Here is a 23684-nt window from a genome sequence, read left to right on the forward strand (position 1 = left end):
CAGATAATTCGTGTGAACGCTTGCTAAGATTTCGCTATCGTTTAAGGAGGTGATCCAGCCCCAGGTTCCCCTAGGGCTACCTTGTTACGACTTCACCCCAGTCATGAACCACACCGTGGTAACCGCCCTCCCGAAGGTTAAGCTAGCTACTTCTGGTGCAATCCACTCCCATGGTGTGACGGGCGGTGTGTACAAGGCCCGGGAACGTATTCACCGCGACATTCTGATTCGCGATTACTAGCGATTCCGACTTCATGGAGTCGAGTTGCAGACTCCAATCCGGACTACGACCGGTTTTCTGAGATTAGCTCCCCCTCGCAGGTTTGCAGCCCTCTGTACCGGCCATTGTAGCACGTGTGTAGCCCTACTCGTAAGGGCCATGATGACTTGACGTCGTCCCCACCTTCCTCCGGTTTGTCACCGGCAGTCTCCTTAGAGTTCCCACCATTACGTGCTGGCAAATAAGGACAAGGGTTGCGCTCGTTACGGGACTTAACCCAACATTTCACAACACGAGCTGACGACAGCCATGCAGCACCTGTCACAGAGTTCCCGAAGGCACTAAGCTATCTCTAGCGAATTCTCTGGATTTCAAGAGTAGGTAAGGTTCTTCGCGTTGCGTCGAATTAAACCACATGCTCCACCGCTTGTGCGGGCCCCCGTCAATTCATTTGAGTTTTAACCTTGCGGCCGTACTCCCCAGGCGGTCTACTTAGTGCGTTAGCTGCGCCACTAAGAGATCAAGTCTCCCAACGGCTAGTAGACATCGTTTACGGCGTGGACTACCAGGGTATCTAATCCTGTTTGCTCCCCACGCTTTCGCACCTCAGCGTCAGTATCAGACCAGGTGGTCGCCTTCGCCACTGGTGTTCCTTCCTATATCTACGCATTTCACCGCTACACAGGAAATTCCACCACCCTCTTCTGTACTCTAGTTTGCCAGTATCAGATGCAGTTCCCAGGTTGAGCCCGGGGCTTTCACATCTGACTTAACAAACCGCCTACGCGCGCTTTACGCCCAGTAATTCCGATTAACGCTTGGACCCTCCGTATTACCGCGGCTGCTGGCACGGAGTTAGCCGGTCCTTCTTCTGCAGTTAACGTCACAGGATGCCGCTATTAACGACACCCCTTTCCTCACTGCTGAAAGTGCTTTACAACCCGAAGGCCTTCTTCACACACGCGGCATGGCTGCATCAGGCTTGCGCCCATTGTGCAATATTCCCCACTGCTGCCTCCCGTAGGAGTCTGGACCGTGTCTCAGTTCCAGTGTGGCTGGTCATCCTCTCAGACCAGCTACGGATCGTCGCCTTGGTGAGCCATTACCTCACCAACAAGCTAATCCGACGCAGACTCATCTAATAGCACGAGGTCCGAAGATCCCCCGCTTTCTCCCGTAGGACGTATGCGGTATTAATCCAAATTTCTCTGGGCTATCCCCCACTACTAGGTAGATTTCTACGCGTTACTCACCCGTCCGCCGCTCGTCATCTTCTAGCAAGCTAGAAATGTTACCGCTCGACTTGCATGTGTTAGGCCTGCCGCCAGCGTTCAATCTGAGCCATGATCAAACTCTTCAGTTTAAATCAAGAATGTCGGAAAAAGACATTCTGTAAATCTAGCTCAAAGTACTAAACAACTACATGTAAATGAATTCACATATGGTCGCTTTGTCTTTGATAAAGCTTTTGTGCTCCATCTCAACAAGCGCCCACACGAATTATCTGATCAATCTGTTAAAGAGCGTTGCCTGAGTGACTAATGCATGCTGAATTCTTCAGCTACTTGCGAAAGCTTGTCGCTTCCGCCGTCTCAAGCGAGGTGCGTATTCTACTCAACACCCTGTTGAAGTCAACCGTTTTATTTGAGAAGTTGTAATAAACTTACAAACAAACCGTTGTGCTTCATGTTGTGATTAATTCGTTTAAAAAACTCTGTTTTTCAAAGAGTTAAACTCAACACCTCAACCTGTCTCAGTGGCCGTTGCCGGCTGCTGTCTCAAGCGAGGAAGCGCATTCTACATCGACTGGCAGAGGAGTCAACAGTCGGGCTAAGAAAAAGTGTGAATTGTGTCGAAAACTTGGTTAGTTCTTACAGACACGTGGCTCGACCGCCGCTGCGCGGCTCGTTCGTTGCTCGTGGCTCGGAAGAGCCTTCTTAAATGAGTTAGGTGAAAACGCTGATGTAAGGGGGACTCTGTTTATAGCTTTTGACTGTGCTTTTGACTTTGACCTGGCTTTTGATTTTTCTAGCCACTAGCTAGCCGAACGTGTTCGGCGGTCTAGCGAGTCGCGCAGCGACGTTCTAGCCACGGTCTTTCGTTTTGGCGTCAGCCCAAAACGAAAAAACCCCGATCACAAAGTGATCGGGGCTTTCCGTAATTTGGTGCTTGGCGATGACCTACTCTCGCATAAGGAAACCCTACACTACCATTGGCGCTAAGACGTTTCACTTCCGAGTTCGGTAAGGGATCGGGTGGTTCCATCTCGCTATGGTCGCCAAGCAAAAACTGTTAACAAAAGTAATCCTGTAAGAGAAGGAGAGTACAAGCTCTAATCCTTCGTCTGTTCTTATCGAACAGTGTATCTTAATCTATCAGCTCAACAAACGCTTTTGGCGTTATATGGTCAAGCCTCACGAGCAATTAGTACTGGTTAGCTCAACGCCTCACAACGCTTACACACCCAGCCTATCAACGTCCTGGTCTTGAACGGCTCTTCAGGGGGCTCAAGGCCCCAGTGAGATCTCATCTTGAAGGGGGCTTCCCGCTTAGATGCTTTCAGCGGTTATCCTGTCCGAACATAGCTACCGGGCAATGCCATTGGCATGACAACCCGAACACCAGAGGTTCGTTCACTCCGGTCCTCTCGTACTAGGAGCAACTCTTCTCAAATCTCAAACGTCCACGGCAGATAGGGACCGAACTGTCTCACGACGTTCTAAACCCAGCTCGCGTACCACTTTAAATGGCGAACAGCCATACCCTTGGGACCGGCTTCAGCCCCAGGATGTGATGAGCCGACATCGAGGTGCCAAACACCGCCGTCGATGTGAACTCTTGGGCGGTATCAGCCTGTTATCCCCGGAGTACCTTTTATCCGTTGAGCGATGGCCCTTCCATACAGAACCACCGGATCACTAAGACCTACTTTCGTACCTGCTCGACGTGTCTGTCTCGCAGTCAAGCGCGCTTTTGCCTTTATACTCAATGCATGATTTCCGACCATGCTGAGCGCACCTTCGTACTCCTCCGTTACTCTTTAGGAGGAGACCGCCCCAGTCAAACTACCCACCACACAATGTCCTCGATCCCGATAAGGGACCTGAGTTAGAACCTCAATATTACCAGGCTGGTATTTCAAGATTGGCTCCACCTGAACTGGCGTCCAGGTTTCAAAGCCTCCCAGCTATCCTACACAAGTAATATCAAAGTCCACTGCGAAGCTATAGTAAAGGTTCACGGGGTCTTTCCGTCTAGCCGCGGATATACGGCATCTTAACCGCAATTTCAATTTCACTGAGTCTCGGGTGGAGACAGTGTGGCCATCGTTACGCCATTCGTGCAGGTCGGAACTTACCCGACAAGGAATTTCGCTACCTTAGGACCGTTATAGTTACGGCCGCCGTTTACTTGGGCTTCGATCAAGAGCTTCGCCGAAGCTAACCCCATCAATTAACCTTCAAGCACCGGGCAGGCGTCACACCCTATACGTCCACTTTCGTGTTTGCAGAGTGCTGTGTTTTTAATAAACAGTCGCAGCCACCTAGTATCTTCGACCACCAACAGCTTAGGGAGTAAATCCCATCACCGTCAGCGGCGTACCTTCTCCCGAAGTTACGGTACCATTTTGCCTAGTTCCTTCACCCGAGTTCTCTCAAGCGCCTTGGTATTCTCTACCTGACCACCTGTGTCGGTTTGGGGTACGATTTCTTGTTATCTGAAGCTTAGAGGTTTTTCCTGGAAGCATGGCATCAACCACTTCGTCCAAAAGAGGACTCGTCATCAGCTCTCAGCCGTATGAGATCCCGGATTTTCCTAAGATCTCAGCCTACTGCCTTAAACACGGACAACCAACGCCGTGCCGGCCTAGCCTACTCCGTCACCCCATCGCAATAACAAAAAGTACAGGAATATTAACCTGTTTCCCATCGACTACGCTCTTCAGCCTCGCCTTAGGGGTCGACTCACCCTACCCTGATTAGCATTGGATAGGAACCCTTGGTCTTCCGGCGGGGGAGTTTTTCACTCCCCTTATCGTTACTCATGTCAGCATTCGCACTTCTGATACCTCCAGGATGCTTCTCAGCTTTCCCTTCAACGGCTTACAGAACGCTCCTCTACCACGCAATAAATTGCGTCCGTAGCTTCGGTGTATGGTTTGAGCCCCGTTATATCTTCCGCGCAGGCCGACTCGACTAGTGAGCTATTACGCTTTCTTTAAAGGGTGGCTGCTTCTAAGCCAACCTCCTAGCTGTCTGAGCCTTCCCACATCGTTTCCCACTTAACCATAACTTTGGGACCTTAGCTGACGGTCTGGGTTGTTTCCCTTTTCACGACGGACGTTAGCACCCGCCGTGTGTCTCCCATAATTGCACTCTACGGTATTCGGAGTTTGCATCGGGTTGGTAAGTCGGGATGACCCCCTAGCCGAAACAGTGCTCTACCCCCGTAGGTGAGATATGAGGCGCTACCTAAATAGCTTTCGAGGAGAACCAGCTATCTCCGAGCTTGATTAGCCTTTCACTCCGATCCACAAGTCATCCGCTGGCTTTTCAACGACAGTCGGTTCGGTCCTCCAGTTGATGTTACTCAACCTTCAACCTGCCCATGGATAGATCGCTCGGTTTCGGGTCTAATCCTAGCAACTGTACGCCCTATTAAGACTCGGTTTCCCTACGGCTCCCCTAAACGGTTAACCTTGCTACTAAAATTAAGTCGCTGACCCATTATACAAAAGGTACGCAGTCACGGTCTCAAGGACCGCTCCCACTGCTTGTACGTACACGGTTTCAGGTTCTATTTCACTCCCCTCACAGGGGTTCTTTTCGCCTTTCCCTCACGGTACTGGTTCACTATCGGTCAGTCAGGAGTATTTAGCCTTGGAGGATGGTCCCCCCATATTCAGACAGGATATCACGTGTCCCGTCCTACTCGATTTCACTGTAAGTAAGTTTTCGCATACGGGGCTATCACCCACTATCGCCACACTTTCCAGAGTGTTCTGCTAACTACATTACAGCTTAAGGGCTGGTCCCCGTTCGCTCGCCGCTACTAGGGGAATCTCGGTTGATTTCTTTTCCTCCGGGTACTTAGATGTTTCAGTTCCCCGGGTTCGCCTCTCAAAAGTTATGTATTCACTTAAGAGATACCCAGCTTATACTGGGTGGGTTTCCCCATTCGGAAATGTTCGGATCAAAGCCCATTTACCGGCTCCCCGAACCTTATCGCAGGTTAACACGTCCTTCATCGCCTCTGACTGCCAAGGCATCCACCGTGCACGCTTAGTCACTTGACCATATAACCCAAAAGGGTCTGATCGAAGAGACTGATAAAACTTCATGTCATTTTTCAATGACGATGAAATAACGATACATTTACGCCGGATTAGCGCTTGTACATATTTTTCATTCTCGTTACAGGATTCAATTGTTAAAGAGCGTTTAAAGCAAAAAGCTTTAAAAGATAGCTGCAAACTGCGCAGATATTTTTTAAAACTCTGTCTTTACAGAGCGGATTGACCAGATAATATGTGATTACTTGGCAGGCCTGAGTGGACTTGAACCACCGACCTCACCCCCTTCTTTTAGATGAAGTGTGGGATGCGTTCTAACCAGCTGAGCTGGCTTTCAGTTCTAACTAACCATCTACCTAGCCGAAGCTTTAAAATGGTAGGCCTGAGTGGACTTGAACCACCGACCTCACCCTTATCAGGGGTGCGCTCTAACCAGCTGAGCTACAAGCCTATTTCATAACCTGTTCTCTTATCGGTTTGACCTCACCCACTCTTTATTAAAAGCAGGGGTGCGCTCCAACCAGCTGAGCTACAAGCTTTTACATTGGTTAGAACCAATTCGCTCTCTCTATCAGTGATCAGATAATTCGTGTGAACGCTTGCTAAGATTTCGCTATCGTTTAAGGAGGTGATCCAGCCCCAGGTTCCCCTAGGGCTACCTTGTTACGACTTCACCCCAGTCATGAACCACACCGTGGTAACCGCCCTCCCGAAGGTTAAGCTAGCTACTTCTGGTGCAATCCACTCCCATGGTGTGACGGGCGGTGTGTACAAGGCCCGGGAACGTATTCACCGCGACATTCTGATTCGCGATTACTAGCGATTCCGACTTCATGGAGTCGAGTTGCAGACTCCAATCCGGACTACGACCGGTTTTCTGAGATTAGCTCCCCCTCGCAGGTTTGCAGCCCTCTGTACCGGCCATTGTAGCACGTGTGTAGCCCTACTCGTAAGGGCCATGATGACTTGACGTCGTCCCCACCTTCCTCCGGTTTGTCACCGGCAGTCTCCTTAGAGTTCCCACCATTACGTGCTGGCAAATAAGGACAAGGGTTGCGCTCGTTACGGGACTTAACCCAACATTTCACAACACGAGCTGACGACAGCCATGCAGCACCTGTCACAGAGTTCCCGAAGGCACTAAGCTATCTCTAGCGAATTCTCTGGATTTCAAGAGTAGGTAAGGTTCTTCGCGTTGCGTCGAATTAAACCACATGCTCCACCGCTTGTGCGGGCCCCCGTCAATTCATTTGAGTTTTAACCTTGCGGCCGTACTCCCCAGGCGGTCTACTTAGTGCGTTAGCTGCGCCACTAAGAGATCAAGTCTCCCAACGGCTAGTAGACATCGTTTACGGCGTGGACTACCAGGGTATCTAATCCTGTTTGCTCCCCACGCTTTCGCACCTCAGCGTCAGTATCAGACCAGGTGGTCGCCTTCGCCACTGGTGTTCCTTCCTATATCTACGCATTTCACCGCTACACAGGAAATTCCACCACCCTCTTCTGTACTCTAGTTTGCCAGTATCAGATGCAGTTCCCAGGTTGAGCCCGGGGCTTTCACATCTGACTTAACAAACCGCCTACGCGCGCTTTACGCCCAGTAATTCCGATTAACGCTTGGACCCTCCGTATTACCGCGGCTGCTGGCACGGAGTTAGCCGGTCCTTCTTCTGCAGTTAACGTCACAGGATGCCGCTATTAACGACACCCCTTTCCTCACTGCTGAAAGTGCTTTACAACCCGAAGGCCTTCTTCACACACGCGGCATGGCTGCATCAGGCTTGCGCCCATTGTGCAATATTCCCCACTGCTGCCTCCCGTAGGAGTCTGGACCGTGTCTCAGTTCCAGTGTGGCTGGTCATCCTCTCAGACCAGCTACGGATCGTCGCCTTGGTGAGCCATTACCTCACCAACAAGCTAATCCGACGCAGACTCATCTAATAGCACGAGGTCCGAAGATCCCCCGCTTTCTCCCGTAGGACGTATGCGGTATTAATCCAAATTTCTCTGGGCTATCCCCCACTACTAGGTAGATTTCTACGCGTTACTCACCCGTCCGCCGCTCGTCATCTTCTAGCAAGCTAGAAATGTTACCGCTCGACTTGCATGTGTTAGGCCTGCCGCCAGCGTTCAATCTGAGCCATGATCAAACTCTTCAGTTTAAATCAAGAATGTCGGAAAAAGACATTCTGTAAATCTAGCTCAAAGTACTAAACAACTACATGTAAATGAATTCACATATGGTCGCTTTGTCTTTGATAAAGCTTTTGTGCTCCATCTCAACAAGCGCCCACACGAATTATCTGATCAATCTGTTAAAGAGCGATGCCTGAGTGACTCAAACCGTTGCCGGTGTGTCGTCTCAAGCGAGGTGCGTATTCTACTCAACACCCTGTTGAAGTCAACCGTTTTATTTGAGAAGTTGTAATAAACTTACAAACAAACCGTTGTGCTTCATGTTGTGATTAATTCGTTTAAAAAACTCTGTTTTTCAAAGAGTTAAACTCAACACCTCAACCTGTCTCAGTGGCCGTTGCCGGCTGCTGTCTCAAGCGAGGAAGCGCATTCTACATCGACTGGCAGAGGAGTCAACCGCCGGGCACAAAATAGTGTCGTTTTTATGAAAAACATCGCACTTCGATAAGACAAGTGGCTAGACCGCGACTGCGTCGCTCGCTAGAACGTAGCGCAAGCGCTACTGCTAGTGGCTAGAAAAAACCTTCTTAACTGAATATGGAGAAAACGCAGGTGTATGGAAAAGCGGTGGGGATTTTGTTTTTGCTTTTGACTGTCGTTTTTGAACTGGCTTTTGATTTTTCTAGCTACTAGCAAGTCACGTAGTGACGTTCTAGCGAGCCAAACTTGTTTGGCGGTCTCGCCACTGTGTTCGTTTTGGCTCCGCCAAAACTCAAAAACCGCCTGACGGCGGTTTTTGGTTTTGCTTTTTCTAGCCACTAGCAGGAAGGTTTACCTTCCGATCTAGCAAGTCGCGCAGCGACGTTCTAGCCACTTAGCGAAGCTCCGCGCTGCTACGCGTTTTTATTCTCGTCTTCCTCTTGCATCGCTTCTTCGAACTCGTCGCCTTCCTCTTCGCCTTTTTCTCGCTTACCAACGATAACGGCCAGCACAATACCCAGCTCAAACAGCAACCACATTGGAAACGCCAGCAGGGTTTGTGAAATAACGTCCGGCGGAGTCAGCAACATACCCATTACGAAACAACCGACGATCACATAAGCACGCTTGGCACGCAGACTTTGTACATCGGTCATGCCACTCCAGACTATCAGCAAAGTAGCAATGGGGATCTCGAACACCACACCGAAAGCAAAGAACAATTTCAGGACGAAGTTCAGATAGCTGCTGATATCTGTCATCACTGCCACGTTTTCCGGACCTACGCTGGTAAAAAAGCCAAAGATGATCGGAAATACAACAAAGTAGGCGAAAGCCATCCCTGAGTAGAACAGAAATATACTGGAAGCCAATAATGGTATCGCTAGCTTTTTTTCGTGCTTATACAGTCCCGGTGCAATAAACCCCCAGATCTGATGCAATATAAATGGCATCGCCAGGAAGATCGATGCCACCAAAGTCAGTTTAAACGGCGCAAAGAATGGTGATGTCACATCCGTTGCGATCATACTGGTGCCTTCCGGCAGCAGTGCAGTCAAAGGCTCAGACAGCATCGAATACAGATCATTGGCGAAATAGAACAAACCAAGAAACAGTACCAATATTACTAACAACGCCCGCATCATACGGGTTCGCAGCTCTACCAGATGGGAGATAAAAGGTTGTTCCTGGTCCTGCTCTGGCAGGTCATGGTTAGGATCAATCATCGGCCTTCGGCTTACTCTCTTGCGATCCGCCTGCTACTGCGGAGTCATTACTGTCATTCACAGGCTTGGCAGCGCTATTGGCCACAGGGGAATTGGAATCCAGAGTTCCTGAGAATGGTTCTCGCATCTCATTCAACTCTTTGTCCAGATCCTCTTTCTGTATAGCGACCTGACGCTTCATCTCGTCCAGCCGCAGCTCTTCATTTATCTCTGACTGAATACCGCTAATTGTGCGCCGTGCCTTACCAACCCATAACCCTACGGTACGGGCGGCAACAGGCATCTTATCCGGTCCTAATACCACCAGACCGACAACACCGATAATCAGTAGCTCCGCAAAGCCGATATCAAACATCTGCAAGCTACCCGCTTATTTGTCAGATTTAGGCTCTTCCGGTGCAGCGTCTTTTGCTGCCGGCTTTTCGCCTTCAAATTCAGCATCACCTTCCAGCTGCTTCTTGTCTTCTTCTTTAGGCTCTTCGTTCATCGCCTTCTTGAAGCCTTTTACAGCGCTGCCCACATCACCACCGATATTGCGCAGTTTCTTAGTGCCGAACAGCAGAATGATAATCAGAGCCAGAATCGCCAGCTGCCAAATACTAATACCACCTAACATATTATTACTCTCCGTCTTACATCGGGGGCAGTTTTCCTGCCACCCATCAAATGAAAATACACGTTGTCGATCTTTGATCTGCGCCTGGTATCTTCAAATATGAACACCAGAAAGCAGACCTTTTAAAACACTACCCGGAAATATACATCATACGATGTAACTGCCATTGACCGTAGTCATCCCCGGATCGTAAAACCTGCCCTTACTAACTCTTATTAGTGCGGGACGCTTTTTCTTCCAGGCCAGACATATCAAAGCGACGAGCCAGTTCATTGATTACCGCTTCTGGACGCTCGCCCAGATGGGATAGCGTCACCAGTGTGTGAAACCAAAGGTCCGCTGTTTCATAGATCAGCTCTTTGTTATCACCACTGTGTTCGGCATCTTTTGCCGCCAGAATGGTTTCTGTGGCTTCTTCGCCGACTTTTTCCAGGATTTTATTCAAACCTTTCGCATGCAGACTGGCAACATAGGATTTATCTGCTGTTGCGGCCTTACGCGCTTCCAGTATATCGCCCAGCTGCGCCAATACATCGCTCATCAAATTAACCTATTTATCGTAAATCTTATTTGGATCTTTCAGCACCGGCTCAACCGATACCCATTCGCCATCGCGCAGCGTTTTATAAAAACAGTTTTCCCGGCCGGTGTGGCAAGCGATACCGCCCAGTTGCTCGACGCTCAACAGTAGCACGTCATCATCACAGTCGAGACGAATATCATGTAGCTGCTGAACATGACCGGACTCTTCACCTTTGCGCCACAATTTCTGGCGGGAACGGGACCAGTAAATAGCACGATTTTCTGCTATCGTCAGCGCCAGTGAATCACGATTCATCCAGGCCACCATCAACACCCGACCGGTTTTGTAATCCTGAGCGATCGCCGGTACCAGGCCGTCGCTGTTCCACATAATCTGTTCTAACCATTGTTCAGACATCGATACTAACTCAAAATTTCCACTCAAAGACCAAGCGCTCAAGGATACCCCATCCCTGACAACTCGGCTATCCCCGAATTGCGGGGCTTCTAAAGGCTAATAGCCAATTATTCTATTTAGCGGCGTAGCAGTAAAAAAGCGGCAATACCACTAAACGCCCAACTTAGCGCAGGCAATGAATCCAATGTCGCTTGCGGATCATCCACCGCTACGGCTGCGGCCACCAAAATACAAGCCACGCCGGCAAAACGATCCCAGCGTGAGCGCTGATGTTTAAGCTCCTGACGGGCGACAGACAACGCCAGCATATCCCGGCGCCGCACATCATCAAGATTCTTCAGCTGATGCAGTGCTTCATAGGCCATCTGCGGCAGATGCGGCATCTTATCCAGCCAGTCCGGTGCTTGCTGCTTCATTGTACGGTAGACAGCTTTCGGGCCCATCCGTTCTTTCATCCAGCGCTCAAGGAACGGCTGAGCGGTTTGCCATAGATCCAGTTCCGGATAAAGCTGACGCCCCAGGCCTTCGATATTAAGCAAGGTTTTCTGTAGCAGAACCAGCTGTGGCTGCACCTCCATATTAAAACGGCGGGCGGTCTGGAACAGACCCATCAGCACCAAACCAAATGAGATATCTTTCAACGGCTTTTCGAATATCGGCTCACAGACACTGCGAATCGCTGTTTCAAAGGCATATACATTGGTATCTTCCGGTACCCAACCAGAATCAATATGCAACTGAGCAACCTGACGGTAATCCCGTTGAAAGAAGGCCAGAAAGTTTCGCGCCAGGTAACTCTGATCCTCTGTCGTTAATGAGCCGACAATACCAAAATCGACAGCAATATACTGTGGCGATGATGGATTATCACGGGAGACAAAGATATTACCGGGGTGCATGTCGGCATGAAAAAAACTGTCGCGGAAGACCTGGGTGAAGAAGATTTCCACCCCCTGCTCCGCCAACTTTTTCATATCCGTGTTTTGTGCATTCAGCTGATCGACATCAGCAACTGGTATACCGTGGATACGCTCCATCACCAAAACATTCTGACGGGTCAGATCCCAGAATATTTCCGGTACATAGAGAATTGGTGAGTTGTCAAAGTTACGTCGAATCTGGGAGCAGTTAGCGGCCTCTTTACGCAGATCCAGCTCATCAAAAATAGTGGTTTCATAATCAGCCACGACTTCTACAGGACGTAAACGACGACCTTCGGCCCAGAGTTTTTCAACCAGGTGAGCCAGGGTAAATAACAAGGCTACATCTTTCTTTATTGTGCGCTCGATACCGGGACGAATAACCTTAACCACCACCTCTTCGCCGTTATAGAGCAAAGCAGCATGCACCTGCGCCACTGATGCTGACGCCATCGGCTCAGCACTAAACTCAGCAAACAGCTCCTCAACCGGAGAACCTAGTGACTGCTCGATAAGCTGTTGTGCGTATACACCGGAAAAAGGCGGAACATTGTCCTGCAGCTTTTTCAGTTCCAACGCCAGATCATCTGACAGCAGATCCCGACGGGTCGACAGCATCTGACCGAACTTTATAAAAATCGGTCCAAGCTCTTCCAGTGCCAGCCTGAGTCGCTCTCCCTGAGAGCGGTTGCCAACTGGAACGAAATAACGCCAGAACATCAAACTGAATAACAGTCGTATGTGCCAGCTAAGCTTAGTCTGGTCAAATAAAGTATCGAGACGGTATCTGGCAAAGACCCGCGCTATTTTGAAAATTCGGAGTAAACGTCTCACCGGAGGTTCCGTTATCTATTAGACTGTTTAATTGCAGGCGCAATATTGCCCACTTGGATACAGAAGGTAAAGAGCCAGCATCTTACTGCAGTTTTCTGTAAATAGCTTTAACCCAGCTCAACTCTGTTACGCCCTTCCCGCTTCGCCTTATAGAGCGCTTTATCGGCCCTTTCAAAGAGTTCATCTGCTGTTTCCTGCCCCTGAATTTCAGCAATGCCAAAAGACATCGTCACTGTGACGGGCTTACCATGAAAGTTAAAGGGGCTCGTAGCAATCGCCTGGCGTACTTTTTCCATCGCTATTTTTGCTTCTGCTGCGGTGGTTGCCGGCATCAGCACAACAAACTCCTCACCACCGTAGCGGGCTACGTAATCAGTGCTGCGGCAACGTCGGGTCAGGATACTACCGATCAGACGCAATACTTTGTCCCCGGCCAGGTGACCGAAACCATCATTGATCGCTTTGAACAGATCCAGATCAGCCACAACCACTGAAAAATGATGCTTATAGCGCTGCCAGCGGGCCAGCTCAGCCGCAATCTGTTCATCATAACCGGCACGATTCGGTAATGAAGTCAGCGGATCAGTCATCGCTTTTAAACGCTCAGCTTCCATATGAACTTTTACCTTCAGCGTTTCCTGCTCCATCTGCTCCAGGCGACTATTCATCTCCTTGTAACGCTGTAAGAGTGTCAGCTCACGACTGTCTTCCTGGCGCTTATACTGATCCACCGATTTGACGATACCTAATAGCTGAGTCGACACTTCTTGCTTCAGCGCATGCAGGTCCATCGACTCACTCACTACCCGATGAATCTGATCAACATCCTGATGAATAAGCCGGCTCAATTCAGATACTTCCCGACCACCAACTTCCTCCTCCTTGCGGCTATCCACGAGAAAGGACTGCACTTCAGCCAGTTGACCAGTCAGATTGAGCAGATAATTTTCAAAATCGGCTCCACCGTGTGCTGTCACATCAGCAATCAGCTTTACCAGATCATGTATAACCGTCGGCAGTGTATTGAGTTTAACCCCTCGCTCAATCTCGATAATCAGCTTTCGAGCATTATCACGATCGGCTTTAGGTATATGCAGGCCACTCATTAACGTCAGTAGCTCAGCGCTAATTTGCTGTAACAGCAGCTCATCATCCTCTACCGCAAGATCATTTACCTCTGGTCCATTTGAGCTCAACGAAGCTGACAGATCATTAGTCACCAGCTCTTGTCGGCTATAGCTATCTTCTGCCAGCAACGGCTCCTGTAAGGCCAGCAGGTCGTTCATCAGACCAGGCAGCTGCAAAGGGTGATGCACTACCGATGTAGATACACTTTCAGCCTGGCTCAGCCGTTCTATACTTAAGTCGGTAGTTAACTGCTGCCGTAGCTGTCGCAGCCAGCGCTGCAACGCCTGTAATAGCTCATGCCGGGATCGCTCCTGATCCTGTTCCAGACCACGCACCTCTTTTCCCACCAGCTTAACCACTGAGTCAAAAGCGTTACCCCGCTCATCTCCTTTCAGAACATTCCGAAGGTTGGCCAGGGAGCTATCCAGGATTTCCGACTGACCTTCCAGCGCAACCGCCATATTAAATAATAAATGCTTAAGCGACTTATCATCAGTACGGTCTTGCAACGCATCCATATCCAGCGCCAGTTGTTTATATTTCTCTTTCCAATCTTCCTGATTCATCCCTACACAGCCCTATCTATGGTACTCAACGATCCTAACCCTCAATACTATGCGAAACCACTCCGTTTAAACCACCCCCCCAGATAGTCCTATAGCGTATTCCGGACACAAAAAAGGCCGCTAAAATGCGGCCCCTTGTTTCAGGTCAGTGCTATAGCTCCGGAACTACAGCGCCTGACGCTCCTTCTCAATAAGATACCGGGCAACTTTCAGCATCCCCGCGTGACCGCCGGCTGTTTCCGCGGTGATGCGGTACTTACCGTTGACAATCAGGGTTGGAACGCTCTGAACCCCATAACCTTTCAGCTTAGAGGCGCCTTGGTTCATACGCATGTTAACGGCAAACGAGTTTGCCATCTTATTGAACTTAGCCTCATCCACGCCCAGATCTGCATAAAACTCAGCCAGATCCTCAACACTGCGGAAACGGCGACGCTCTTTGTGCACCGCATCGAAAGTCGATTGATGGGTTTTCTCAGTTACCTGCATCAGGTCAGCTGAATAGTAAGCACGAGCCATCGGCTCCCACGACTTACTGAAGACAACCGGCAGGCGAACAAAGTTAACATCATCAGCCTGCTGGGTAGACCACTTATGCAACATCGGTTCAAAACTGGCACAGTGCGGGCACAGATAACCAAAAGCCTCGGTCACTTCAACTTTGGACTTATCCGCAGTTGCAACCGGGAATGCCAGCTCTTCATAATGCACTCCACTCTTGTACTCCTCTGCAGCGCTAAGCAGCAACGGACTAACCAGCAGTAATACCCCCAGGCAAAGTTTCTTAAACATCGCACTTTCTCCAACAAACCAATAATTTATGTCAGTTTAATGACTCAACAATATGGGCTAAGTTCATTTTTTTAGCAATTATCGCTCAAGTACATCAACATACTTGCGATCTGCCCTGGACATATCGCTGCACCGTCATCCATGGTTCTTTGCGCCACACTATACATCCCGGACATAAAAAAGGCAGCTTACGCTGCCTTTCTTTAACCGGGACTGAATCCTGGGCCGACTATCAGTTCAGGCCCTGAATGTAGCTGGATACTGCCTGGATCTCTTTATCGCTCATCTTAGCCGCGATATCACGCATCATCTTACCTGGATCGTTAGTACGAGCCTCAACGCGGAAGTCCTTCAGTTGCTTCTCCGTGTATTGTGCATGCTGTCCGCTCAACTGAGGGAAACCAGCAGATGCCAGACCAGCACCGTTAGGACCGTGGCATGCTGTACAGGCAGAGATACCTTTAGATTCGACACCGCCACGGTAGATCTTCTCACCCGCTGCGACCAGATCAGCTTTGGCAGCACCGATCTGAGCATTCTGGGATGCAAAATACGCTGAGATATCTGCCAGATCCTGATCGCTCAGGCTGGTCAACATGCCAGTCATCTCGACAACCTGACGGTCGCCGGCTTTAATTTCCTGCAGCTGCTTCAGCAGGTAACGCTCGTTCTGGCCAGCCAGCTTAGGGAAGTTACCCACAGCGCTGTTGCCATCAGAACCGTGACATGCGGCACAGATTGCAGTTTTTGTTTGTCCTGCAGCAGCATCACCCGCCGCATGTGCAACACCCGTGATACCCACGCTTACCAGTAAGGCGATCAGTAGTTTATTCATCGACTAACCTAGACTCTTGCTATAAATTGCGAACGGTTTCTGCGACAACCTGACCCCAATCAGATTGCAACAGGGCTACCCCACCAACACCCGGACTGGCGTAATATCTCAGCCACAGGTAGAATTCCGGCGGCATTATAACCTAATATCCACACAAACTGGAACGATTAAGTCTGTTTAAACAGATAGATAGGCACAAAGTATATGTCTCAAACACAAATTCAGTACCATCTGACACGTTTTAACACTAGTGCCAGCAAACTCAGTCAGTGCCCTGAAGACATGGGTGCGGAGGTTGCTTTTGCCGGTCGTTCCAACGCGGGTAAATCCAGCGCAATCAATACCTTAACAAACGCAAAACTGGCCAGAACCAGTAAAACTCCGGGCCGTACTCAGCTGATTAACTTCTTCGATACCAATGTCGAAAATGTGCGTATTGTTGACCTGCCTGGCTATGGCTACGCTAAAGTCCCCATTGCGATGAAAGAGCACTGGCAGAAACATCTCGATGACTATCTGCAAAATAGGGATTGTCTGCGCGGCGTCGTGCTGATGGTAGATATCCGCCATCCTATGAAAGAATTCGACCAGATGATGATTAACTGGTGTATCGAAGCAGAGATGCCCCTGCATATCCTGCTGACCAAAGCTGACAAGCTTAAAAAAGGTCCGGCGCAAAATGCGGTACTGAAACTGAAACGTGATCTGGATGCCCAGAACAACCCACGACTCAGTATTCAGGCATTTTCTGCTCTGAAGAAGACCGGTGTAGAGCAACTGCGCGATCATCTGAATGGCTGGCTGCTGGCTGAAGCCGATTATGAGGAAGATGGAGAATAGGTTTTAACCATTCCTTCACCAGGCAACGCCTGTAAAAAAGAAGCTCTCAGGATCAGTAAGGGGAACACGGGATACTGAGAGCTTCAACGCATGCTTATTATCGAGAGCCACAACCTTGGCAAGGACTGTGAACGTGACCCTCATACATAAGAGTAGTCAGGGATTTGAAAAGTTCCCAATATTCGACTACCGCAGCAAGATTCTATCAATTGCTGTTATTTAGTGCGCCTGATCCCAGTTATCCCCGATACCCGCTTCCACCAGTAATGGCACATCCAGATCGGCAGCACTCTGCATCAGTTCAACTAATTGCACAGAAACGCTCTCGACCTCTGCTTCTGGCACTTCCAGAATCAGTTCATCGTGCACCTGCATTATCATACGAGCACCGGTGTCACTGTTCTGCAACCAGTGATCCACCTTGACCATCGCCTTTTTGATGATATCCGCGGCAGTCCCCTGCATCGGCGCATTGATCGCGGTTCGTTCTGCAGCCTGACGCCGCATACCGTTACTGGCTTTAATTTCCGGCAGGTACAGTCGGCGGCCAAACAGAGTCTCAACATAGCCATCTTCAGCAGCTTTCAGGCGAATATCGTCCATATAACGCTGCACACCGGGGTATGTTTCAAAGTAATGTTCAATGTACTTTTGTGCTTCATTACGACCAATCCCCAGCTGTTTCGCCAGGCCAAAGGCCGACATACCGTAAATCAGTCCGAAGTTAATCGCTTTAGCGCTGCGCCGCTGATCCACTGTCACCTGATCCAGCGCCACCTTAAATACCTCTGCAGCAGTCGCCTTATGGACATCCTCACCGTGGGCGAACGCGTTCAGCAGGCCCTGATCCTGGGACAGGTGGGCCATGATACGTAGCTCAATCTGAGAGTAATCCGCCGCGACCATTTTATAACCTTGCGGTGCGATAAATGCCTGGCGAATCCGTCGTCCCTCAGTGCTTCTGATAGGAATATTCTGCAGGTTAGGATCCGATGAAGATAACCGTCCCGTTGCCGTTACGGCCTGATGGTATGAGGTATGAATTCGACGCGTCGCCGGATTGATCATCAGCGGCAGCTTATCGGTATAAGTGCTTTTCAGCTTACTCAGGCTGCGATGCTCGATAATCATTTTCGGTAATGGGTAGTCCAGCGCCAGCTCCTGCAACACCTCTTCCGCGGTAGACGGGGCGCCTTTCGGGGTTTTCTTAATCACCGGCAGCTTCTGCTGTTCGAACAAGATCTCCTGCAGCTGCTTTGGCGAACTGAGGTTAAAAGGTGCCCCTGCCAATTCATGCGCCTTAGTTTCAAGTTCTGCCAGACGAGCTGCGTGCTCCATACTCTGCTGGGCCAATATCGTTGCGTCCACCAGGGCACCCTGTTGTTCCATGCGTGCCAACACAGGTATCAGTGGCAATTCGATATCACTGAAAACCTGTTCCAGATCAGCATCTTTAGCCAACTTAGCGTTCAGAGTCTGATGCAAACGTAAGGTTATATCTGCATCTTCCGCAGCGTAGGGCGCGGCCTGTTCCATCTCGATCTGATTGAAGGTCAGCTGCTTCTTGCCTTTACCTGCTATCTCTTCAAACTTGACGGTTTTAATGTCCAGATAGGTATCCGCCATGGCATCCATATTGTGCCGGGTCGCGGTGGAATTAAGCACATAAGACTCGAGCATAGTATCGAAAGCAACTCCCTTAAGCTCAATACCGTAACGAGCCAGAACGTTCATATCGTATTTGATATGCTGCCCTACTTTCTTATGGTTTTCGCTTTCCAGTAACGTTTTCATCTGCTCCAGCACATAGTTACGATCAAGCTGAGATGGCGATCCCATATAATCATGGGCAACCGGAAGATAAGCGGCTTTACCTGGTTCCACCGAGAATGACAGGCCGATCAGGTTAGCTTCCATATAGTTAAGGCTGTCGGTTTCAGTATCAAAGGCGAAAAGCTCTGCCTTTTCCAAACGTGTCAGCCATTCTTTAAAGTGTTTTTCATCCAGAATCGTTTCGTATTCAACAACTTCTGGAGCGGCGATAAGGTCATCATCCACTGCCGCAGGGGAGCTGCCTGAAGTTTCGCCCAGATCACTGATCCAGGTACGAAACTCGCACTGCTGAAACAGCTCGATCAGTGCTGCATTATCTGCCTCTGGTACAGGCACATCTTCAACCTTAATATCCAGCTCAAGGTCGGTCTTTATTGTCGCCAGCAGGTAAGATAGCTCCGCCTCAGCGCGATTTGCTTCCAGTTTCTTTGCCATGGTTTTAGAACCACGGAAGCCCAGCTCGGCGATGTTATCCAGGTTCTGATACAGCTGTTCAATACTGCCAATACCCTGCAACAGCGCCAAAGCAGTCTTTTCACCGACCCCTGGTACACCTGGAATGTTGTCCACTTTATCGCCCATCAGCGCCAGATAATCGATAATCAGCTCCGGCGGAATACCGAATTTATCCTTTACCCCGTCAACATCCATATGGCTGTCATTCATAGTATTAATCAGGCTGACGTGCTGATCCACCAGCTGCGCCATATCCTTATCACCTGTGGAGATAATCGTATCTATCCCTTTACTGCTGGCTTCCCGGGCCATAGTGCCAATGACATCATCCGCTTCAACGCCCGGCACCGACAGCAGTGGAAAACCCATCGCCCGGACAATATTGTGGATCGGCTCAATCTGGGTTCGCAGATCATCCGGCATTGGCGGGCGCTGCGCTTTATATTCAGTGTAGATTTCGTCCCGGAAGGTCTTACCCTTAGCATCAAACACCACCGCAACAGGGCTCTGTGGATACTGTTTAATCAGACTACGCAACATACTGGTGACCAGTCGGACTGCACCGGTAGGAACGCCTTCAGACGTCCGCATATCCGCTTGCTGTGAGGCAAAGAAGGCGCGATACAGATAGGAGGAACCATCTACTAGAATTAAGGGAGAAGTATTTGCGGTCATAGTATTGCAGTCATTGTCCGTCAGAGGATAGTGTAGGCAAGGTAACTGCCCGGATGCACCATCATATTCGATTCGCCCCTGTCACTAAAGGGGACGATTTAAAGACACGGAGATCTTATGAAAAAAGTCCTGTTATTGGCGGCCCTGTTGTTTGCGGTTCTTCAGGCCCCTGCCACGATAGCCGAGCCTCTTCCCGAATTTGATGAAAACGAACCTGTTGTCACTATTCGCCAGGGCAAGAAAGCCACTTATTACGAATACCGGATTAATGGCAAACTGAAAGAGATAAAGGTGGAACCTGTGGTAGGTAAGACTTACTATCTGGTACCCACCGATGAAGGTGAATTCAGCCGCTTTGAAAACTCATCGCTGATGCTGCCTAAGTGGATTATTTTTAGCTGGTAGATTAACAATAGATAGGTTTTATGGCTGTATATACCACCGTTAGCGGCGCCGACCTGCAGGCACTGCTACAGGATTTCGATCTTGGCCAACTGGTTGATTTTCAAGGCATCGAAGGCGGTATTGAGAATACCAATTACTTCGTTTCCCTGAACGACAATGCCGGTTGTCGCCAGGAGTATGTTCTGACCCTGTTCGAAGAGCTGAACCAGAGCGAAATGCCCTATTTTGTCGAGCTGACCACCTGGCTGGCGGAACAGGATATTCCTGTGCCATACCCGTTGCAGGACAGAAACGGCATCGCCCTGAAATCTATGCATAACCGTCCGGCTCTGCTGCAGCCGCGCTTTCCTGGCCGGCACCTTGAAACTCTGACACCGGATCATTGCACCCAGATCGGCGCTGCACTGGCAAAATTTCACGTTGCTGGCAAAGACTTCTACCTGCAGCGCCAGGCCCACCGGGGCGTATTCTGGTGGCGCCGGGAATCCGAGCATCTGACCAGTAAGCTAAGTACTGAAGATGCCGACCTGCTGCGCCAGGAAGTCGACCTGTTTGACCAATTACGCGAGCAGGACTGGCACCTGCCTCAGGGCGCGATCCATGGCGACCTGTTCTACGACAACGCGCTGTTTGAAGGTGATCAGCTAAGCGCCATCCTGGATATCTACAACGCTTGTACCGGTTACCTGCTATACGATCTGGCAATCGTTGCCAACGACTGGTGCGTTAACCCTGACGGCAGTGTAGATTCCGATCGTGAAGACGCACTACTGAAAGGATACGCATCAGAACGCCCATTTGAAGACAACGAATACCTAGCCTGGCCCCAGCTGGTAAGAACCGCCGCGATGCGCTTCTGGCTGTCACGCCTGATCCCCGCAATGGACCCGGATTCAACCCAGAAGATCAAAGACCCGGATGAACTTCGGCGGATTTTACTAAGCCGTATTGCAAAGCCAGCCAAGCTGCCTTGAGGCAGCAGACCGCCGAACAAGTTCGGCTAGCTAGTAGCTAGAAAAAGCAAGTAAGCCTTCTTTTCATGGAAAGTGAAAACGTGCTTTGTAAGAAGGGGGCGTGGATTTTGATCTTTGCCTTTGATTTTTCTAGCCACTAGCAGGCGTGCTTGCACGCCGTTCTAGCAAGCAAAGCTCCGCTTTGCGTCTAGCCACTTGCCGCCTTGGCGGCTATACTCCCCTACTGATTATTTATACAGCAATTCATGCGAGCCACTATGGACGTCTCTCATCTCCTCGATTCACTGAATGAACCCCAGCGGGAAGCGGTTTCTGCGCCGGTCTGTAATATGCTGGTGCTGGCCGGTGCCGGTTCGGGTAAAACCCGGGTGCTGGTGCACCGTATCGCCTGGCTGGTCCAGACAGAAGGGCTGTCGCCTTACTCTATTATGGCGGTGACCTTTACCAACAAGGCCGCCAAAGAGATGCGCGGCCGAATCGAAGAGCTGCTGGGCGTCAATCCCAGCGGCATGTGGGTCGGTACTTTTCATGGCCTGGCACACCGTATCCTGCGAGCCCACTGGCGCGACGCAGGATTAACGGAAAACTTCCAGATTATGGATTCCGATGATCAGCTGCGGCTGATCAAACGTCTGGCAAAAGAGATGAATCTGGACGACAGCCGCTGGCCGGCGCGACAGTTCCAGTGGTATATCAACGCTCAGAAAGATGAAGGCCTGCGTGCCGCACATATTGAGCCTGGCGGCGATCCGTATGCCCAGATGATGGTCAACATGTACCACGCCTACGAAGATGCCTGCGAGCGTGGCGGTATGGTCGACTTCGGTGAACTGTTGCTACGCTCTCTGGAACTATTACGGGATCGCAATCCTGCCCTGCTGGAACATTATCAGGAACGTTTCCGCTACATTCTGGTAGACGAGTTCCAGGATACCAACGCGATCCAGTACGCCTGGCTGAAACTGCTCTGTAATCCGCTTGATCCACGTAAGCCACTACCGGAAAAACTGATGGCCGTGGGCGATGATGATCAGTCCATTTACGGCTGGCGTGGCGCCCGGATTGAAAACATCCAGCGCTATCACCAGGACTTCGTCGAGACTTTAATCGTCCGCCTGGAACAGAACTACCGTTCAACCAATACTATTCTGCAGGCCGCCAACGAAGTTATCCGCAACAACCAGGGCCGCCTCGGTAAAGAGCTGCGCACCGACCAGGCCGACGGCGAAGCCATCTCGCTGTACGCCGCTTTCAATGAGCAGGATGAGTCCCGCTTTATCGTCGATCAGATCAGCAACTGGGTACAACAAGGTAACTTACGCAGCGAAGCGGCGATCCTGTACCGATCCAACGCCCAGTCCCGGGTGCTGGAGGAATCCCTGATCCGCGCCGGAATGCCATACCGGATTTACGGTGGCCAGCGTTTCTACGACCGGCTCGAGATCAAAAACGCCCTCGCCTACCTTCGCCTGCTCAGCAACCGTGAAGACGATACTGCGATGGAACGGGTTATCAACGTGCCGACACGCGGCATCGGTGGTAAAACTATCGAAGAGGTGCGGCTGCATGCCCGTACCGAAGGCGTCTCCATGTGGCGCGCTGCAAATGAGGTGATCGAGCTGAATAAGCTCACCGCCCGGGCAGCGAATGCGCTGCAGGCCTTTATCGATCTGGTCAACCAGATCGATCAGGAGACCGAAGGTACCGATCTGCACGAACAGACCGAGCATGCGATTCAGAAATCCGGTCTTATCGAGCACCATATGAAAGAGAAAGGGGAAAAGGCTCAGGCCCGAATCGAGAACCTTGAGGAATTGATCAGTGCCGCCCGGCAGTACCTTTCAACCTGGGAACCGGAAGCTGAGAAAAACGTTAACTCCACGCCCTTGTCAGCTTTCCTCGACGATGCCGCGCTGGATGCCGGTGATGCCCAGGCAGATGAACATCAGGACAGCGTACAGCTGATGACGCTACACTCGGCGAAAGGTCTGGAGTTCCCGCTGGTATTCCTCGGCGGTATGGAGGAAGGTCTGTTCCCCCATAAGATGTCAATCGAGGAACCAGGCCGTCTGGAAGAGGAGCGCAGACTCTGTTACGTCGGAATCACCCGGGCGATGCAGAAGTTGTTTATCACCTACGCTGAATCACGCCGTTTGCATGGTAATGAAACCTTCAACCGGCCTTCGCGCTTTATTCGTGAGATTCCTGAGCAGTATCTGGAAGAGGTGCGCCTCAACGCCAGTATCAGCCGTCCGGTGACCGCACGTCAGCAAAAACCGCAATCCTCTATGTTCAGCGGTACCGAAATACCCGAGACCCAGATCATACTGGGCCAGCGGGTCAATCATCCAATTTTTGGTGATGGCATCGTAATTAACTACGAGGGACAAGGTCCCAAGGCCCGGGTTCAGGTTAACTTCGACTTCGAGGGCACTAAATGGCTGGTGGTTGGTTTCGCCAATCTGCAGCCGCTCTGAGCACACGGAAAGCTGAGTCACTTAAAAAGGCAGATATT

14 protein-coding genes, 1 tRNA gene and 4 rRNA genes are annotated in these 23684 nt (G+C 50.4%); 4 read left to right on the top strand and 15 right to left on the bottom strand.

Annotated elements, in window-relative coordinates; translation table 11 throughout:
* Positions 1–42 precede the first annotated feature (42 nt).
* The 14 genes from ACQUQM_RS18525 to ACQUQM_RS18590 form a co-directional block, all read right to left on the bottom strand.
* A 16S ribosomal RNA gene (locus tag ACQUQM_RS18525) occupies positions 43–1583 on the bottom strand.
* Between the two features lie 804 nt (positions 1584–2387).
* A 5S ribosomal RNA gene (gene rrf, locus ACQUQM_RS18530) occupies positions 2388–2503 on the bottom strand.
* A gap of 120 nt (positions 2504–2623) precedes the next feature.
* Positions 2624–5516 (bottom strand): 23S ribosomal RNA (locus tag ACQUQM_RS18535).
* 371 nt (positions 5517–5887) lie between these two features.
* Positions 5888–5964, bottom strand: a tRNA-Ile gene (locus ACQUQM_RS18540).
* Between the two features lie 170 nt (positions 5965–6134).
* Positions 6135–7675: ribosomal RNA gene (locus ACQUQM_RS18545) — 16S ribosomal RNA — on the bottom strand.
* Together the 16S, 23S and 5S rRNA genes with 1 tRNA gene alongside form the textbook arrangement of a ribosomal RNA operon.
* 867 nt (positions 7676–8542) lie before the next feature.
* Positions 8543–9355 (bottom strand): twin-arginine translocase subunit TatC, encoded by an 813-nt coding sequence (gene tatC / locus ACQUQM_RS18550; protein WP_432471347.1) that lies wholly within the window; start codon positions 9353–9355, stop codon positions 8543–8545.
* On the bottom strand, positions 9348–9710 hold the full coding sequence (tatB, locus tag ACQUQM_RS18555) for a Sec-independent protein translocase protein TatB (RefSeq protein WP_432471348.1): 363 nt from the start codon (positions 9708–9710) through the stop codon (positions 9348–9350). Before tatB ends, tatC begins: the two co-directional genes overlap by 8 nt.
* A 15-nt stretch (positions 9711–9725) precedes the next feature.
* Positions 9726–9971, bottom strand: coding sequence for a twin-arginine translocase TatA/TatE family subunit (tatA, locus tag ACQUQM_RS18560; protein ID WP_432471349.1), 246 nt, complete (start codon positions 9969–9971; stop codon positions 9726–9728).
* A 205-nt stretch (positions 9972–10176) separates the two neighbouring features.
* The gene (locus ACQUQM_RS18565) at positions 10177–10512 is read right to left on the bottom strand and encodes a phosphoribosyl-ATP diphosphatase (protein WP_432471350.1); all 336 of its coding nucleotides are present in this window, start codon (positions 10510–10512) and stop codon (positions 10177–10179) included.
* A 9-nt stretch (positions 10513–10521) separates the two neighbouring features.
* Entirely contained in the window at positions 10522–10911 is a 390-nt protein-coding gene (gene hisI, locus ACQUQM_RS18570; RefSeq protein WP_432471352.1) for a phosphoribosyl-AMP cyclohydrolase, read from the bottom strand.
* Between the two features lie 116 nt (positions 10912–11027).
* Positions 11028–12665 (bottom strand): ubiquinone biosynthesis regulatory protein kinase UbiB, encoded by a 1638-nt coding sequence (gene ubiB, locus ACQUQM_RS18575; RefSeq protein WP_432471354.1) that lies wholly within the window; start codon positions 12663–12665, stop codon positions 11028–11030.
* 107 nt (positions 12666–12772) lie between these two features.
* Positions 12773–14359 carry a GGDEF domain-containing protein gene (locus tag ACQUQM_RS18580; RefSeq protein WP_432471355.1) on the bottom strand — a complete coding sequence of 529 codons (1587 nt, stop codon included), beginning with the start codon at positions 14357–14359 and terminating at the stop codon, positions 12773–12775.
* 165 nt (positions 14360–14524) lie between these two features.
* Positions 14525–15151, bottom strand: a complete 627-nt coding sequence (locus tag ACQUQM_RS18585) for a thiol:disulfide interchange protein DsbA/DsbL (RefSeq protein WP_432471356.1) — start codon at positions 15149–15151, stop codon at positions 14525–14527.
* 232 nt (positions 15152–15383) lie between these two features.
* Positions 15384–15986 carry a c-type cytochrome gene (locus tag ACQUQM_RS18590; protein WP_432471357.1) on the bottom strand — a complete coding sequence of 201 codons (603 nt, stop codon included), beginning with the start codon at positions 15984–15986 and terminating at the stop codon, positions 15384–15386.
* Between the two features lie 204 nt (positions 15987–16190).
* Here ACQUQM_RS18590 and yihA point away from each other — a divergent pair, with 204 nt between their 5' ends.
* Entirely contained in the window at positions 16191–16826 is a 636-nt protein-coding gene (yihA, locus tag ACQUQM_RS18595) for a ribosome biogenesis GTP-binding protein YihA/YsxC (RefSeq protein ID WP_432471359.1), read from the top strand.
* Positions 16827–17045: 219 nt separating this feature from the next.
* Here the strand turns inward: yihA and polA are convergent, their stop codons facing one another.
* Complete coding sequence (gene polA, locus ACQUQM_RS18600; RefSeq protein WP_432471360.1) at positions 17046–19790, bottom strand: DNA polymerase I; 2745 nt, start codon at positions 19788–19790, stop codon at positions 17046–17048.
* 117 nt (positions 19791–19907) lie between these two features.
* Here polA and ACQUQM_RS18605 point away from each other — a divergent pair, with 117 nt between their 5' ends.
* The 3 genes from ACQUQM_RS18605 (at position 19908) to uvrD (ending at position 23646) form a co-directional block, all read left to right on the top strand.
* The gene (locus tag ACQUQM_RS18605) at positions 19908–20195 is read left to right on the top strand and encodes a DUF2782 domain-containing protein (RefSeq protein ID WP_432471361.1); all 288 of its coding nucleotides are present in this window, start codon (positions 19908–19910) and stop codon (positions 20193–20195) included.
* Between the two features lie 20 nt (positions 20196–20215).
* Entirely contained in the window at positions 20216–21169 is a 954-nt protein-coding gene (locus ACQUQM_RS18610; protein WP_432471362.1) for a homoserine kinase, read from the top strand.
* A gap of 257 nt (positions 21170–21426) precedes the next feature.
* Positions 21427–23646: a DNA helicase II gene (uvrD, locus tag ACQUQM_RS18615; RefSeq protein ID WP_432471363.1), complete on the top strand. Its 2220-nt coding sequence runs from the start codon at positions 21427–21429 to the stop codon at positions 23644–23646.
* The last annotated feature ends 38 nt before the right edge of the window (positions 23647–23684 follow it).

It is taken from the genome of Amphritea sp. HPY, assembly GCF_050870985.1.
Lineage (GTDB): Bacteria > Pseudomonadota > Gammaproteobacteria > Pseudomonadales > Balneatricaceae > Amphritea.

Bases quoted from the DNA above. Each gene is read 5' to 3' on its own strand.
- hisI (WP_432471352.1), bottom strand. From the start codon at position 10,911: ATGTCTGAACAATGGTTAGAACAGATTATGTGGAACAGCGACGGCCTG.
- tatB (WP_432471348.1), bottom strand. From the start codon at position 9,710: ATGTTTGATATCGGCTTTGCGGAGCTACTGATTATCGGTGTTGTCGGT.
- ACQUQM_RS18585 (WP_432471356.1), bottom strand. From the start codon at position 15,151: ATGTTTAAGAAACTTTGCCTGGGGGTATTACTGCTGGTTAGTCCGTTG.
- yihA (WP_432471359.1), top strand. From the start codon at position 16,191: ATGTCTCAAACACAAATTCAGTACCATCTGACACGTTTTAACACTAGT.
- ACQUQM_RS18605 (WP_432471361.1), top strand. From the start codon at position 19,908: ATGAAAAAAGTCCTGTTATTGGCGGCCCTGTTGTTTGCGGTTCTTCAG.
- ACQUQM_RS18580 (WP_432471355.1), bottom strand. From the start codon at position 14,359: ATGAATCAGGAAGATTGGAAAGAGAAATATAAACAACTGGCGCTGGAT.
- ACQUQM_RS18610 (WP_432471362.1), top strand. From the start codon at position 20,216: ATGGCTGTATATACCACCGTTAGCGGCGCCGACCTGCAGGCACTGCTA.
- polA (WP_432471360.1), bottom strand. From the start codon at position 19,790: ATGACCGCAAATACTTCTCCCTTAATTCTAGTAGATGGTTCCTCCTAT.
- tatA (WP_432471349.1), bottom strand. From the start codon at position 9,971: ATGTTAGGTGGTATTAGTATTTGGCAGCTGGCGATTCTGGCTCTGATT.
- ACQUQM_RS18565 (WP_432471350.1), bottom strand. From the start codon at position 10,512: ATGAGCGATGTATTGGCGCAGCTGGGCGATATACTGGAAGCGCGTAAG.
- tatC (WP_432471347.1), bottom strand. From the start codon at position 9,355: ATGATTGATCCTAACCATGACCTGCCAGAGCAGGACCAGGAACAACCT.
- ACQUQM_RS18590 (WP_432471357.1), bottom strand. From the start codon at position 15,986: ATGAATAAACTACTGATCGCCTTACTGGTAAGCGTGGGTATCACGGGT.
- uvrD (WP_432471363.1), top strand. From the start codon at position 21,427: ATGGACGTCTCTCATCTCCTCGATTCACTGAATGAACCCCAGCGGGAA.